Below are 12,518 nucleotides of genomic sequence, written 5' to 3' on the forward strand. Positions count from 1 at the left end.
TAGCAAAATATTTTTAACATTTGATCTGTTTGAGTTACAACATGTTTTTCAGGCGAGGTGGGTGATGAACGTCCTTGTTCATTTATTGCTCACTGCGGAGGGATAAACTACAAACCGGTTTAGATCACGCCGTCGCCGCCGTCAGAGCACCATACCTGACCGGAGGTAAAGGAACACTCATCCGAGGCCAGCGTGACGTACAGCGGGGCAATCTCGACGGGCTGTCCCGGACGACCCAGCGGGGTATCACCCCCGAACTCCTTCACTTTCTCCATCGGCTGGCCGCCGCTGGACTGGAGTACCGTCCAGTACGGGCCGGGGGCGACGGCGTTGACGCGAATGCCTTTCGGACCCAGCTGTTTGGCTAAGGATTTGGTAAACACCGCCAGACAGGCCTTCGTCTGGGCATAGTCCAGCAGTACGGGGCTGGGCTTCACTGCCTGAACGGAGGAAGTGTTAATGATCACGGACGACGCTTTCAGGTGGCGCAGGGCGGCCTTGGTGATCCAGAAGGGGGCGTAAACGTTGGTTTTAAACGTCGCGTCAAAATCTTCGGTGGTCAGCTCTTCAAGGGATTCCCGGAATTGCTGACGGCCTGCGTTGTTGACCAGAATATCCAGCCCGCCCAGCTTCGAAACGGCTTCTTCGACCAGATTCTGGCAAAAGGTCTCGTCACGGACGTCTCCGGGCAGCGCGATGGCCTTGCGGCCTTCCGCTTTGATCAGGTCGATGACCTCGGCGGCATCTTTCTCTTCTTCAGGCAGATAGTTGATGGCGACGTCTGCCCCTTCACGGGCGTAGGCGATAGCCACTGCGCGACCAATCCCGGAGTCACCACCGGTGATCAGCGCTTTTTTGCCGGCAAGGCGGCCATGCCCTTTATAGCTTGTTTCACCGTGATCGGGTACAGGCTGCATTTCAGACGCCAGTCCCGGCGGCGTTTGCGGCTGTTCCGGGAACGGGGGTTTCGGGTAAGCGTTCGTACGTTGTGTAGTATCACTCATAGCTGACTCCTTAAGCCAAGGGGTGAGATTTGATGGATAGTTGCAGCGTTAACGCTTCGCTGAATTATTTCTGCAAACGATCAACACGAACGACGGCAGGCGATGATTTTTTATCAAGCGAACCGTTGATACTGATCATCTGATCGGGTTTTACCGTTCTGCCGTCGAAGACTGCCTGGGGAATAATAACGTCGATTTTTCCGGTTTTATCCTGGAATACAAACTTATCGCCGCTACCGTCAATAAGATTACCGCGCAATGAAATTGTCGCGCCATCGTGCAATTGTTTTGCCTGATCGATGGTCATAATACGCGCGTCGTCGGTTCCACGATATCCGCTGTCCAGCGCGTGGGGCGGTGGCGGTGCTTCACCTTTTTGTAACCCGCCGTTATTATCTGCCCATGCAGCTGGAACCAGAAATATCAAAAAAGCGGAAATAAGTGATAATTTCATCTGATATCCTTCATTTTTGAGTGTCTTGACTTATTAAGTATTGTTGCTATTCCTTTATGTGGCAAATGTGATAAGTCTTAAAAACATTCTCTTTGGAAATCAAAACTATCATGAAATAAGCGAAACGGTGACAACGACCATGAAGCATGAAAATGAAAAGTTACCCGGGATAGATGAGAGTTATCGCTTGTTGAGGTTTGAATATTCATTTCGCCAGGTGGGCTTTGTGGTCCTCCTGGCTATTATCATCGCAGCGGTTGCTGGTCTGTTTTCCAGCGGAATGGTGAGCGATACGGCCAAAACCAATTCCGCTAACTCATTGAGCATAAACTATGAACGCTTTGGCCGACGGGAGACGGAGTCAAGAATGCAGGTCACCTTCCCGGTGAAAACGGAGGGCAGCTATACCCTCAGCCTGACCACCGACAGCAGCGACGTGTACGAGCCTGGCAGCGTCTGGCCGCAGCCAGACAAAATGTATAGCCACGGCAAAACCCTCTATTTGGTCTATGACGACCTGCAAAAATCAGACAACTTCTCTGTTTTATACTTCACGACACCTTCCAGAGCCGGTAAATGGAACACCGTCATCCGCGTCAACAACGAGCCGGAAATTAACCTCTGGCAATTTATTTACCCCTAGGAGGCTGATATGGATATGGTCTTTCGCGCGCTGGCGATTTATCTGTTTCTCGTGGTGGTATTTAAAGTGGCAGGGCGACGGGCGCTGCTGCAGATGACCAGCTTTGATCTCATCCTCCTCTTAATTATTAGTGAGGCGACGCAGCAGGCGCTTTTGGGGCAGGATTTCTCCGTTACCGGCGCAATGATTACCATTACCACGCTGGTGGTCGTTGACATTATATTTGGCCTGATGAAGAAATATTTTTCCCCGGTGGAGAATATTCTTGATGGGACCCCTGTGATTCTGGTTGAGAATGGCGTTCCATTAGCTGATAAGCTAAAAAAAGTCGACGTATCTTGTGATGATATTCTGGTGTCAGCGCGTCAAAATAATGGCATTACAGAACTTAGCGAAATTAAATATGCCATACTTGAGCGCAATGGACATATTTCAATCATTCCTGTTGAAAAATAAGAGGCGGTAAGATGAGCAATCTTTTACACGACAGTCATTATACCGTGAGTGAACTCACCAAAAAGCTGGCGAGTAAATTAACCGATGCCGGGCTGCGCTTAACCACCGCGGAATCCTGCACGGGAGGAAAGCTCTCGGTGGCGCTGTGTGCAGAGGAAAACACGGCCGATTTTTATGACGTCGGGCTGGTTGTGTTCAGCGATGAAGCCAAATCGCGGATCCTCGGCGTGCGTCAGGAGACGCTGGCGCGCTATACCGCCGTCAGTGAACAGACGGTGACCGAGATGGCCGCCAGCATCCGCGACATTGCCCAGGCGGATATCAGCATCGCCATCAGCGGCTACGCGGGTCCGGAAGGGGGCGATGACGGCACGGCGGCGGGAACGGTCTGCTTTGCCTGGAATATCTGCGGTGAGACGAAAACCCGCACCGTCCTTTTCTCCGGCGAGTGCCAGGATGTGGTGGAAAAAGCGGTGCAATTTTCGCTCGCTGAACTGGTGACAACATTGTCGGACGGCAATAACGGCTAAATTCACGCGGAGGTTCTATGGCGGTCATAGTGATTACCGGCGGGACGGCGGGCGTGGGAAAAGCTACGGCGCTGAAATTTGCAAAGGCAGGTTACGATGTGGGGCTTATCGCCCGCGATGAAGCCAGCCTGCACTCCACCCAGGAAGAGCTGCGCCGCTTCGGCGTTAATGCCCACGCGGTGCAGGCGGACGTCGCCGACAGTCAGGCGGTGGTGGATGCGGCTAACGAGATCGAGTATCGCCTCGGGGCGATTGATGTCTGGGTCAACAATGCGATGGGGGCCGTGCTGGCGCCGTTTCGTACCCTGACGCCGGATGAGTTTCGTCGCGTGACAGATGTTACCTATCTCGGATTTGTTAACGGCACCCGCGCCGCGCTGGAGCTGATGGTGCCCCGCGACAGGGGGGTGATTATTCAGGTGGGGTCCGCGCTGGCCTACCGTTCCATCCCTTTGCAGTCGGCCTACTGCGGGGCCAAAGCGGCGATCCGCGGGTTCACCGATGCGGTGCGCACGGAGCTGATGCATGAGAACAGCCGGGTTCAGCTTTCCATGGTGCAGATGCCGGGGCTCAATACGCCGCAGTTCGAATGGGCAAGGAATAAGTTCGCCTGGGCGATGCGACCGGTGCCGCCGGTCTTTGAGCCTGAAGTGGCCGCCAGCGCCATCTTTAAGGTTGCGCAGAAACCGGTGCGCGAGCTGTGGGTGGGCAGCAGCACTATCCAGTCCATCGTCGGGCAATTCTTCTTTCCGGGCTACCTTGACCGTCTGATGGTAAAAAAAGCCTGGGAAGGCCAGATGACCGACGATCTGAACGCAGCGGATCGGCGGGACTATCTCGACCAGCCGATTGACGACCTGCACAAAATCCATGGTCGTTTTACCGACGAAGCGAAGAACCGCGCTACGTCCGTCACCTCCGGTATGCCGGGCAAGGTGGCGCTGGGGGCCCTCGCGGTGGCGGGGATTATGCTGACGCGTCTGATAACCCGCCGGAAACGCTAATCAGCGCAGCGCGCTGCGGTGCGTCCAGAACCAGCGGTAGCCGTAGGCGCCAATACTGAGTTCGACGGTTTTGCCGCAAACCAGCGCGTCGTCGTAGCGTTTGTCCGCGAGGCAGGCGGTCCAGGTGGCGTTGCGGATCCCTCTGGCGGTGAACTGCACCGGCTGGTCGCTGAAGTTAACGAAGGTCAGAATGCTGCGCTCGTCGGTCTCGTAATAGATCCCCAGCACCGCGTCATGATTGAGGGTGATGAGGCGAAAGGGCGCCACGGCAATTTCGGGGAACTCCGATCGGGTATTGGCAATATCAATAATCCGGTGCAGGAGCGAGTTGCGGTGGAGCAGCGAATCGGCGACGTTGATTTTCTGATAGCGGTAGGGCCCGTGGTCGATTATCGGCGCAATAAATTTTTCAGGATCGGCCGCCGAAAAACCACCTCCCTGTGAACCTGCCCACTGCATTGGGGTGCGAACGGCGTAGCGCTCCTCCAGTTCAAGGTCGTCACCCATGCCGATCTCATCCCCGTAGCGCATCACCGGGACGCCCGGCAGGGAAAAGAGCACCGCGTGGCAGAACGCCAGCCGCTTTGGATCGCCATTCAGCATCGGGGCCAGACGTCGGCGGATCCCACGCTGATAGACGTTCATCTCCTCGTCAGGGGCGAAGGTGTCGAGCACGAACTGTTTATCTTTCTGGCTAATCCCTTCCAGATCCAGCTCGTCATGGTTGCGCAGCCAGTTGGCAAAACAGCATGAATCTGGCGGGACGATCATCTTCTTCACCGCGTTGCGCAGCGGGCGGGCGCTTTTTCTGGCCAGGCTGACGTAGAAATACTTGTTGAGCCAGAAGTTGAGCACCAGATGCAGGCGGTCGTTATTGCCGAAATAGTCTTTATAAACCTCAACGTCTACGTCCACTTCGCCGAGCAGGATCGCGTCCGGATTACGCTGTTCGATAAGACGGCGCATGTGCTCCAGGATCCACAGGCCCTTTTTCTCGTCACCGCTGCCCGCCTGCTTCGTGAGGTGTGATGCGGCATCCAGTCGAAATCCCGATACCCCCAGCTTGAGCCAGAAGAGGATAATATTCTCAATCTCCTTAAGCACGGCGGGCGAGGTCAGGTTCAGGTCCGGCTCGTGGCGGTAGAACATGTGCCGGTAATACTGTCCCGCTTCGTCGTCCCAGCTCCAGACGCTCTTTTCCACGCCGGGAAACATGGGGGGCGTATCATCGTCGTCGTTATCCGACCAGATATAGTAATCACGATAGGGCGAGGCGGGGCTACGTCGGGCCTGCTGGAACCAGGGATGGGCGTCCGAGGTGTGCTGGATCAGCAGCTCAATAATGACCTGCATGCCCAGCTCCCGGGCCTGTTCGATAAAAGCGATGATATCGGCCAGTTTTCCGAAGCGGGGGTCCACCTGCAGATGGTCGCTGACGTCGTAGCCCTCATCGAGAAAGGGCGTGAGGTAAAACGGGGTGATCCAGATAACCGTCGCCCCCATGCGACGAATATAGCGCAGCTTGGCCGCGATCCCGGCGATGTCCCCGCAGCCATCGCCGTTCATATCGTAAAAAAGCGCGGTATCAATCTGGTAGATAATGGCCCGTGTATGCCAGTCCGTCATAGCGTTCCTCAGTGATAGCCTTCAGTATCCGAAACTTTGCCCCGGAAGACGTAGTAGCTCCAGGCGGTGTACACCAGAATCACCGGAATTATCAGCAGGGTCCCGACCAGCATAAACAGCTGGCTGGCGGGGGGCGCCGCGGCTTCCCACAGGGTGATGCGCGGCGGAATAATGTTTGGCCACAGGCTGATACCCAGGCCGCTAAATCCGAGGAAGATCAGCCCCAGCGTCAGCAGGAAGGGGCGCGAGTGGCTGACCGGGTTGCGGGTCAGCCGCCAGATCAGCACGCTAAACAGGCCTACCAGCAGGGGAACCGGCAGGAACCAGAAGAAGTTGGGCAGGGTAAACCAACGGTCGGCCACGTACTGCCAGCCGAGCGGCGTCCAGACGCTGACAACCGCGATCACCACCATCAGGGCCAGCAGCACGTGGCGGGTTAGCTCGCGCATGCGGCGTTGCAGGGCGCCTTCACTTTTCATGATAAGCCAGGTGGTGCCCAGCAGCGTGTAGGCGACCACCAGGCCGATACCGCAGAAAAGGTTAAAGGGCGTCAGCCAGTCAAGCGGCGAGCCCACAAAGCGTCTGCCCTCTACCTCAAAGCCGTTGATCACCGCCCCCACGACGATCCCCTGGCTGAAGGTGGCGAGCAGAGAGCCACCGGCGAAGGAGTAGTCCCAGAACTTGCGGTGCGAAGGCGTCGCTTTAAAACGAAACTCAAAGGCGACGCCGCGAAAGATGAGACCGATCAGCATCGCGGTAAGGGGGATAGTGAGCGCATCAATGATCACCGCGTAAGCCAGCGGGAACGCGCCGAACAGCCCCGCGCCGCCGAGCACCAGCCAGGTCTCGTTGCCGTCCCATACGGGCGCTACGCTGTTGACCATCACATCGCGCTCTTTCGCATCGCCCACGAAGTTAAACAGCAGGCCGATGCCCAAATCAAAGCCATCCATAATGATGTACATCAGCGTGGCAAAGACGATGATGGCAAACCAGATAACAGAGATATCGACGCCCATCAGTTTCTCTCCTGTTCCGGAACAGACTCCGCGGCAGACAGCGGACGGGCGGGGGTGCCCGACGTGTTTGACGTCAGCGTATCGACGGGCTGCGGGCCTTTCTTAATCAGCCGGATGAGGTACACATAGCCCACGCCAAACACCGACGAGTAGACAACGAAGAACGCCAGCAGGCTGATGCTCATCTGCAGGGTGCTGTGCAGGGAGACCGCGTCAATCGTGCGCAGATAACCGTAAACCACCCACGGCTGGCGGCCTACTTCGGTGGTCACCCAGCCGGCGAGCAGCGCCACCAGACCCGCGGGCCCCATGCAGAGGGCAAACCACTGGAACGGACGCGAGTGGTAGAGCCGGTGGCGATAGCGTAGCCAGAGGCTGACCAGACCGAGGGTAATCATCAGCAGGCCCATTCCGACCATGATGCGAAACGACCAGAAGACGATGGTCGAGTTTGGGCGATCCTCTTTCGGGAAGTCCTTCAGCGCCGGGACCTGCTTATCGAGGCTGTGCGTCAGGATCAGGCTGCCGAGCGCGGGGATTTCAAGACCGTATTTGGTGCGCTCCTCGTCCATATCGGGCAGGCCAAACAGCAGCAGCGGCGTGGCTTCGCCGGGCGGATTTTCCCAGTGCCCCTCTATGGCGGCAATTTTGGCTGGCTGATGCTCAAGCGTGTTCAGACCGTGCATATCGCCCACGACGGCCTGAATGGGGGCAACCAGCAGCGCCATCCACATCGCCATGGAGAACATGGTGCGTATGGCAGGAGTATCGTTACCGCGCAGGAGGTGCCATGCGCCCGACGCGCCGACAAACAGCGCGCTGCTCAGAAATGCGGCGATGGCCATATGAATCAGGCGGTAAGGGAAGGAGGGGTTAAAGATAATCGCCAGCCAGTCCTGCGGAATGACCTGCCCGTTCTCGATAGTAAAACCCTGCGGGGTGTGCATCCAGCTGTTTGAGGCGAGGATCCAGAAGGTCGACATCAGCGTGCCGAGCGCCACCATGCAGGTTGAAAAGAAGTGCAGCCCAGGGCCGACCTTGTTCCAGCCGAACATCATTACGCCAAGAAAGCCGGCTTCCAGGAAGAAGGCGGTTAACACCTCGTAGGTCAGCAGGGGACCGGTAATACTGCCTGCGAACTGGGAGAACCCGCTCCAGTTGGTGCCGAACTGATACGCCATGACCAGCCCGGAAACGACACCCATCCCGAAGTTAACGGCAAATATCTTGAGCCAGAAGTGATACAGCGAGCGCCAGACGTCGTTTTTGGTGCGCAGCCACATGCCTTCAAGCACGACCAGATAGCTGGCAAGACCGATGGTGATCGCCGGGAAAAGAATGTGAAACGAGACGGTAAAAGCGAACTGAATTCTGGCGAGATGAAATGCATCAAGTTCGAACATGGTCCGTACCTCTGAAGCGATGGGGCACGAGAATTGCCGGGCAGGTCAGGATGCCCGGCAAAACCGATTACGGTTTACTCTTTCCGGCACCCAGCTCGGCACCGGTCAGCGGGTCGGAATGGGGATCGGACTTGGTGCGGGCAGACATCGCCTTAACCAGGGTTGCCTGTTCAGCTGTGAGCGTCACGCTGGCGCTACCGTCTCCGCCATCAACCGCAGGCTGGGGGGACTCAACGTAATCAAAGTGCTTATCGCTGTTCCAGCTTCCGCGAACCTCTCCACCTTCAGACATATTGTAGTACTTGTTGGTGAATTCCTCGATTGGCGGCAGTTTTCCCGGCGGGAAATTATTACGAATGGACTGCAGCGCCTTCTCAAAGGAGAGCTGATGCGCCGCCTCACGCGTCATCAGAAACGCCAGCGCATCCTTCACTCCGGGATCGTCAGTGACGTTAATCAGCCGTTCATAGATGATTTTCGCCCTGGCCTCTGCCGCCACGTTCGAGCGCAGATCCGCCGTCGGCTCGCCGATGGTATCGACGTAGGCTGCCGTCCAGGGCACGCCCGCCGAGTTAGTGAGCGGGGTACCGCCGCCGTAGAGCAGGGAGGTGATATGGCTGTCGTTACCGTTTTCGGTCATGGACCGATACAGTTCAGCCTCATTTTCCACCCCTTCCGCCAGCGCGCCTTTGGCACCTTTGTTCAGCATACCAACCAGCGTACCGATGATTTCGAGGTGGCTTAGCTCCTCGGTGGCGATATCCATCAGCATATCCTTGCGGCCCGGATCGTCATCGCTCAGGCCCTGAGTGAAGTAACGGCAGGCGGCAGCCAGTTCGCCCTGCGGCCCACCAAACTGTTCCAGTAAAAGGTTAGCAAGACCGGGGTTGGGTTCGGCGACGCGAACCGTATATTGCAGCTGTTTGACGTGTCGAAACATAGGCACTCTCCTGTGGATTATTTTTTCGCTTCGACACCGTCTGCGTCTGAACGCAGCAGGAACTGTTCCGTCGTTTGCGGGATATGGCGAATCAGCCAGTCGGCCATTTCGCGCTCTTCTGCGAGGATCGTCTCAATGGCAGGCACAGAGGCGGTATCGCCCGCTTTTTTCGCCGCAGCGAGCAGGGAGGTGTAGCAGGCGATTTCAAACTGTTCGAAGACATAGCCGCTGATCGAGCCCTTAACGATCTCATCGGACGGGAACATACCGCCGATGGATTGACCCAGGGCCGCCATTTTGCTCATCGAGTCTTTTAAGACCGAACGAGAAATATCATTACGGTCGAGGATTTCCTCCAGCAATGTAATTTGCCGTTTTGTCTCATTAATATGTTGCTCAATTCTGGCGCGAACATCAGGATAATTATCAATACGGCTGGCCATGGACTCCAGCATAGATTCGGCTTGCTTTTCCATTGCATGGGCATCGCGTAGCCAGTCATGGTAGTGTTCTACGTGATTCATCATTGTATCCTCATTAGGGGTTCGCTTATTTGGTCTCACTTTCAGCAGCCTGATCGGCACGTGCGGCACTGTAGCCAGATAAGTGGCCGACAATATTGGCGTAAATGCTGATGATAATGACCCATAGTACGCTATTCTTCCACCATATTACGGAAGGGATAGCGAGAATGAACCATATTATTGCTGCCGCTAAATGGCACCGTTTAATTGTCCTGGGACTGATGCTCATTTTATTTAACCTGTCTTATCGCGTCATTTCTGCGCTTTTTGGTTAATATTGCCAACGGCCAGGTCGGTGAGTTTAAGGTCGGTCTCTTTCTCTTCTTCCAGCGTTTCGGCAAGAAGTTTAACGGCTTTTTTGTAGCCCAGTTGTTCTGCGAGGGTCGCAAGGGTACCGTAGCTGGCTATTTCGTAATGCTCCACTTTTTGCGCAGCGGCAATTAACGCGGCATCACGCACTTCATTTTTTTCCGTACTTTCGATAACTTCGTTGGCTTCTTCAATTAAGCCTTCCATTGCCACGCACTTCATGCGCTTGAGCTTAATACCGTCTTCCTGTTCGACGATCTGGTCAATACGTTCAATCTGACCCTGCGTCTCCTCCAGGTGCGCGGTGAAGGCGGCGCTCAGCTTTTCGCTGGAGGCGGCGCGAGCGAGTTTGCTTAACGCTCGGGTAAGTTGTTTTTCAGCGCTGTAGGTATCGGACAGAAGATGAATAAATACATCCTCAACACTTTTCATATTCATAATAATTACGCTCCGGTAAAATAAGGAAAGGGTACTGCGAGCTTTTCAGCCCGCAGCATGCTCTCAGGTTTTATTAAAAGAGTACTAAATAAGATCAGGAGTTATCAGATTTACGGCCTCCGCCGTGACTGTTCTGTCCCCCTTTCTTACCCGCTTCAGATGCGCGTTGCGGATCGTTTTTGAAATTACCACCGCTGTGCTGGCCGCCTTTACGTCCAGCTTCTGATGCTTTTTCACGGTCTTCAGCGAAATTACCGGAACCACCACGATGCTCTGCCATATTAAACCTCATAGTCATATATTGGTTATGTCAGTACGATACGAAAATATTCCGTATCACTCGTCGTTCGAGTAATAACTCTAGTCGCTGTGAGGCATACGTCAAATTCGTTTCGCCATTAGCGGTTGCGTTATATTTAATTATTGCTGCGTTTGCGCTTCGCTTGGTTTAGAAATATGGAAGTGTGGGAAGGACTTGTAAACAAATGATCGGATTAGTCCTAAGTTTCATTTAAAAAGCGGAAGGTTGAGGCCAATAATAATGACTTAGCAAAAACGAATAATTTGCAAGCGGTGATAAGGAGAAAATTACCCCTTAAGGGCTAGAAAAAATAGCCGCTACGAATCATAAGGAAAATCCTGGAAAAAGATGACGAGGTGGCTGACAGGGGTCGGTAGCACACGGTTTAACCACTGGCGTCTTAAGATCACAAATCAGAAATTCTTCCCCCCGGAAGGAACGGCCTTCTCTACACTCCAGGTAATATTCACTGGAGGCATGACATCATGGCGAACACCATCACGGCTGATGATATTCGGGAACATTTTTCGCAGGCTATGTCGGCGATGTACCAGCAGGAAGTTCCGCAGTACGGCACCTTGCTTGAGCTGGTCGCGGACGTAAACCTGGCGGTTCTGGAAAATAATCCACTATTACATGAACAACTGGCGAACGCCGACGAGCTGGCGCGCCTGAACGTGGAGCGTCACGGGGCGATCCGCGTCGGTACGGCACAAGAGCTTTCCACCCTGCGTCGTATGTTTGCCATCATGGGCATGTTCCCGGTCAGCTATTACGATCTTTCTCAGGCGGGGGTACCGGTCCACTCAACGGCGTTTCGTCCGGTTGACGATGCGGCGCTGTGCCGCAATCCGTTTCGTATCTTTACCTCACTGCTGCGCCTTGAGCTGATTGAAAACGTGGCGTTACGCGAGCGGGCGGCAGAAATTCTCTCTCAGCGGAACATCTTTACGCCGCGCTGTCTGGAACTTATTGACCTCCATGAGTCGGAAGGGCACTTTACCGAAGCGCAGGCGCACGAGTTTGTGCAGGAAGCGTTAGAAACCTTCCGCTGGCACCGTCATGCAACGGTCGACCAGGAGACCTACCTGGCGTTGAGTAACGAGCACCGCCTGATAGCTGACGTGGTCTGCTTCCCGGGGTGCCATATCAACCACCTCACGCCGCGCACGCTGGACATTGACCGTGTGCAGGAGCTGATGCCGAAGTACGGGATTGAGCCCAAAATTCTGATCGAAGGGCCGCCGCGTCGTGAAGTGCCGATCCTGCTGCGTCAGACCAGCTTTAAAGCCCTCGAAGAGCCGGTGCTTTTCGCCGGGGAACATAAAGGCACCCACACCGCGCGCTTCGGTGAAATTGAACAGCGCGGCGTGGCACTGACCCCGAAAGGCCGTGAACTGTACGATAGCCTGCTGGCCCAGGCCGGAACCGGAAAAGATAACCTCACGCACCAGCTGCATTTGCGGGAGATTTTCAGCGCCTTCCCGGACAGCGAAATGTTCCTGCGCCGTCAGGGGCTGGCGTATTTTCGCTATCGCCTGACCCCGGCGGGAGAGGCCCATCGTCACGCGTTTCGTCCGGGGGATGACCCGCAGCCGCTGATCGAGCGCGGGTGGGTGGTGGCCCAGCCGATAATTTACGAAGATTTCCTTCCGGTCAGCGCGGCGGGGATTTTCCAGTCCAATCTCGGGAATGAAACCCAGGCGCGCAGCCACGGAAATGCCAGCCGCAATGCGTTTGAAGCCGCACTCGGCTGCCCGGTGTATGACGAATTTACGCTCTACGAGGAGGCGGAAACGCGCAGCAAACAGCGTTGCGGTTTGCTCTGAAATCGTTACTCTTCAGGGGTGTGATGGAAAAAATAAGG

Annotated in this window: 15 protein-coding genes; 5 read left to right on the plus strand and 10 right to left on the minus strand. The window is 55.4% G+C overall.

Translation table 11 applies throughout. The annotated features are described in order from the left end of the window. Nucleotides 1-119: 119 nt before the first annotated feature. Both ACMGGH_RS16440 and ACMGGH_RS16445 read right to left on the minus strand, forming a co-directional pair. Nucleotides 120-1,004: an SDR family oxidoreductase gene (locus ACMGGH_RS16440; protein ID WP_028013098.1), complete on the minus strand. Its 885-nt coding sequence runs from the start codon at nucleotides 1,002-1,004 to the stop codon at nucleotides 120-122. Between the two features lie 64 nt (nucleotides 1,005-1,068). Continuing rightward, nucleotides 1,069-1,458 carry a YdeI family stress tolerance OB fold protein gene (locus tag ACMGGH_RS16445; RefSeq protein ID WP_008502282.1) on the minus strand — a complete coding sequence of 130 codons (390 nt, stop codon included), beginning with the start codon at nucleotides 1,456-1,458 and terminating at the stop codon, nucleotides 1,069-1,071. A gap of 139 nt (nucleotides 1,459-1,597) precedes the next feature. Between ACMGGH_RS16445 and ACMGGH_RS16450 the strand changes: the two genes are divergently transcribed. Genes ACMGGH_RS16450 through ACMGGH_RS16465 form a run of 4 tightly spaced genes read left to right on the plus strand, consistent with a single transcriptional unit; the run spans nucleotide 1,598 to nucleotide 4,091 of the window. Further along, on the plus strand, nucleotides 1,598-2,101 hold the full coding sequence (locus tag ACMGGH_RS16450; protein ID WP_041912012.1) for a hypothetical protein: 504 nt from the start codon (nucleotides 1,598-1,600) through the stop codon (nucleotides 2,099-2,101). Between the two features lie 9 nt (nucleotides 2,102-2,110). Beyond that, nucleotides 2,111-2,557, plus strand: a complete 447-nt coding sequence (locus ACMGGH_RS16455) for a DUF421 domain-containing protein (RefSeq protein ID WP_028013100.1) — start codon at nucleotides 2,111-2,113, stop codon at nucleotides 2,555-2,557. An 11-nt stretch (nucleotides 2,558-2,568) separates the two neighbouring features. After that, nucleotides 2,569-3,087, plus strand: a complete 519-nt coding sequence (locus ACMGGH_RS16460; RefSeq protein ID WP_232948225.1) for a 2-oxo-tetronate isomerase — start codon at nucleotides 2,569-2,571, stop codon at nucleotides 3,085-3,087. A gap of 17 nt (nucleotides 3,088-3,104) precedes the next feature. Further along, complete coding sequence (locus ACMGGH_RS16465; protein ID WP_028013102.1) at nucleotides 3,105-4,091, plus strand: SDR family oxidoreductase; 987 nt, start codon at nucleotides 3,105-3,107, stop codon at nucleotides 4,089-4,091. Here the strand turns inward: ACMGGH_RS16465 and ACMGGH_RS16470 are convergent, their stop codons facing one another. The 8 genes from ACMGGH_RS16470 to ACMGGH_RS16505 all read right to left on the minus strand — a co-directional run bounded on the left by ACMGGH_RS16470 (nucleotide 4,092) and on the right by ACMGGH_RS16505 (nucleotide 10,630). Beyond that, nucleotides 4,092-5,717 (minus strand): alpha-amylase family protein, encoded by a 1,626-nt coding sequence (locus tag ACMGGH_RS16470; RefSeq protein ID WP_063942488.1) that lies wholly within the window; start codon nucleotides 5,715-5,717, stop codon nucleotides 4,092-4,094. It abuts the gene before it with no gap. An 8-nt stretch (nucleotides 5,718-5,725) separates the two neighbouring features. Next, nucleotides 5,726-6,736: a cytochrome d ubiquinol oxidase subunit II gene (gene cydB / locus ACMGGH_RS16475; RefSeq protein ID WP_232948226.1), complete on the minus strand. Its 1,011-nt coding sequence runs from the start codon at nucleotides 6,734-6,736 to the stop codon at nucleotides 5,726-5,728. Then, nucleotides 6,736-8,139 (minus strand): cytochrome ubiquinol oxidase subunit I, encoded by a 1,404-nt coding sequence (locus tag ACMGGH_RS16480; protein WP_028013105.1) that lies wholly within the window; start codon nucleotides 8,137-8,139, stop codon nucleotides 6,736-6,738. The genes cydB and ACMGGH_RS16480 overlap by 1 nt, the downstream gene beginning before the upstream one ends. A gap of 67 nt (nucleotides 8,140-8,206) precedes the next feature. Further along, entirely contained in the window at nucleotides 8,207-9,079 is an 873-nt protein-coding gene (locus ACMGGH_RS16485) for a manganese catalase family protein (protein ID WP_028013106.1), read from the minus strand. Nucleotides 9,080-9,096: 17 nt separating this feature from the next. Then, complete coding sequence (locus tag ACMGGH_RS16490) at nucleotides 9,097-9,603, minus strand: ferritin-like domain-containing protein (protein WP_028013107.1); 507 nt, start codon at nucleotides 9,601-9,603, stop codon at nucleotides 9,097-9,099. A 25-nt stretch (nucleotides 9,604-9,628) separates the two neighbouring features. Further along, a complete protein-coding gene (locus tag ACMGGH_RS16495; RefSeq protein ID WP_008502273.1) occupies nucleotides 9,629-9,832 on the minus strand; it encodes a hypothetical protein in 204 nt (67 codons plus the stop codon). A gap of 23 nt (nucleotides 9,833-9,855) precedes the next feature. Beyond that, a complete protein-coding gene (locus ACMGGH_RS16500; RefSeq protein WP_008502272.1) occupies nucleotides 9,856-10,350 on the minus strand; it encodes a ferritin-like domain-containing protein in 495 nt (164 codons plus the stop codon). 94 nt (nucleotides 10,351-10,444) lie between these two features. Then, nucleotides 10,445-10,630, minus strand: coding sequence for a general stress protein (locus tag ACMGGH_RS16505; protein WP_004150795.1), 186 nt, complete (start codon nucleotides 10,628-10,630; stop codon nucleotides 10,445-10,447). Between the two features lie 506 nt (nucleotides 10,631-11,136). Between ACMGGH_RS16505 and ACMGGH_RS16510 the strand changes: the two genes are divergently transcribed. Further along, nucleotides 11,137-12,480, plus strand: coding sequence for a VOC family protein (locus ACMGGH_RS16510; protein WP_232948227.1), 1,344 nt, complete (start codon nucleotides 11,137-11,139; stop codon nucleotides 12,478-12,480). Nucleotides 12,481-12,518: the final 38 nt, after the last annotated feature.

It is taken from the genome of Enterobacter sp. BNK-16, from assembly GCF_048684955.1.
Taxonomy (GTDB): domain Bacteria; phylum Pseudomonadota; class Gammaproteobacteria; order Enterobacterales; family Enterobacteriaceae; genus Enterobacter; species Enterobacter bugandensis.

Bases quoted from the DNA above. Each gene is read 5' to 3' on its own strand.
- ACMGGH_RS16505 (WP_004150795.1), bottom strand. From the start codon at position 10,630: ATGGCAGAGCATCGTGGTGGTTCCGGTAATTTCGCTGAAGACCGTGAA.
- ACMGGH_RS16480 (WP_028013105.1), bottom strand. From the start codon at position 8,139: ATGTTCGAACTTGATGCATTTCATCTCGCCAGAATTCAGTTCGCTTTT.
- ACMGGH_RS16485 (WP_028013106.1), bottom strand. From the start codon at position 9,079: ATGTTTCGACACGTCAAACAGCTGCAATATACGGTTCGCGTCGCCGAA.
- ACMGGH_RS16440 (WP_028013098.1), bottom strand. From the start codon at position 1,004: ATGAGTGATACTACACAACGTACGAACGCTTACCCGAAACCCCCGTTC.
- ACMGGH_RS16490 (WP_028013107.1), bottom strand. From the start codon at position 9,603: ATGAATCACGTAGAACACTACCATGACTGGCTACGCGATGCCCATGCA.
- ACMGGH_RS16460 (WP_232948225.1), top strand. From the start codon at position 2,569: ATGAGCAATCTTTTACACGACAGTCATTATACCGTGAGTGAACTCACC.
- ACMGGH_RS16495 (WP_008502273.1), bottom strand. From the start codon at position 9,832: ATGAGCATCAGTCCCAGGACAATTAAACGGTGCCATTTAGCGGCAGCA.
- ACMGGH_RS16445 (WP_008502282.1), bottom strand. From the start codon at position 1,458: ATGAAATTATCACTTATTTCCGCTTTTTTGATATTTCTGGTTCCAGCT.
- ACMGGH_RS16465 (WP_028013102.1), top strand. From the start codon at position 3,105: ATGGCGGTCATAGTGATTACCGGCGGGACGGCGGGCGTGGGAAAAGCT.
- cydB (WP_232948226.1), bottom strand. From the start codon at position 6,736: ATGGGCGTCGATATCTCTGTTATCTGGTTTGCCATCATCGTCTTTGCC.
- ACMGGH_RS16510 (WP_232948227.1), top strand. From the start codon at position 11,137: ATGGCGAACACCATCACGGCTGATGATATTCGGGAACATTTTTCGCAG.
- ACMGGH_RS16500 (WP_008502272.1), bottom strand. From the start codon at position 10,350: ATGAATATGAAAAGTGTTGAGGATGTATTTATTCATCTTCTGTCCGAT.
- ACMGGH_RS16455 (WP_028013100.1), top strand. From the start codon at position 2,111: ATGGATATGGTCTTTCGCGCGCTGGCGATTTATCTGTTTCTCGTGGTG.
- ACMGGH_RS16450 (WP_041912012.1), top strand. From the start codon at position 1,598: ATGAAGCATGAAAATGAAAAGTTACCCGGGATAGATGAGAGTTATCGC.
- ACMGGH_RS16470 (WP_063942488.1), bottom strand. From the start codon at position 5,717: ATGACGGACTGGCATACACGGGCCATTATCTACCAGATTGATACCGCG.